This is a genomic window from uncultured Croceicoccus sp., from assembly GCF_947496385.1.
Classification (GTDB): domain Bacteria; phylum Pseudomonadota; class Alphaproteobacteria; order Sphingomonadales; family Sphingomonadaceae; genus Croceicoccus.
On sequence record NZ_CANMCP010000046.1, the window covers coordinates 1 to 855 of the forward strand.

The 855-nt window shown below is 63.3% G+C and carries 1 pseudogene; it reads left to right on the top strand.

What is annotated here, in order from left to right:
* Positions 1 to 73: 73 nt before the first annotated feature.
* A pseudogene (locus Q0897_RS16040) lies at positions 74 to 855 on the top strand (IS5 family transposase).

An 855-nucleotide genomic window follows, 5' to 3' on the forward strand; every position in this document is an offset into this window, starting at 1 on the left:
CTAGGCCGTGTTGACAAAAGGGATTCCCAAGCGGGCCGGGTTCTGATTCAAGACTGCTTTTTGCGGAGCAGTTATGGGTCGCGGGGATTTGTCGGACGAGGAATGGGAGGTGATCGGACCGCTGCTGCCGCCTGAGCGGGGCCGTTGGGCGCGGCCGGCGGGCGACAACCGGCGCTTTCTCAACGGCATGCTGCATGTTCTGCGGGTCGGCTGCCCCTGGCGCGACATGCACGAGCGATACGGCAAGTGGAACTCAGTCTATGTTCGGTTCCGCAGGTGGGCCGAGCAGGGTGTATGGGATGCGCTGTTGCAAACGCTGGTCGATCTGGGGCTCACCGACGACTGGCAGCACATGATCGACAGCACCAGCGTTCGCGGCCACGTCTCGGCCGCGGGCGGAAAAGGGGGGCTTGTGCGAACGCTCTTGGTCGATCACGCGGCGGCTTTACGAGCAAGATCCATGCCCGCTCGGACAATCAAGGACGCCCTCTCGGCTTCATCCTGACCGGCGGCGAAGCCTCCGACTACGTCGCCGCCGAGCCGCTGATGACCATCCCGGTCGCCACACCCAAGGCGCTGCTGGCGGACAAGGGCTATGACGGCGACCACTTCCGCGAGAGCCTGCTGATCCGAGGTATTCTGCCGATCATCCCGCCTCGCTCGAACCGCAAGGTGCCCGAGCATCCCGACTACCGCCGCTACAAGGATCGTAACCGCATCGAGCGCATGTTCGGCAAGTTGAAGCAGCAGCGCCGCATCGCCACCCGCTACGACAAGACGATCCTCTCCTTTGAGAGCTTTCTCAACCTCGCCGCAGTGCGCCTATGGCTGAAATCTTATGTCAACGCGGCCTAG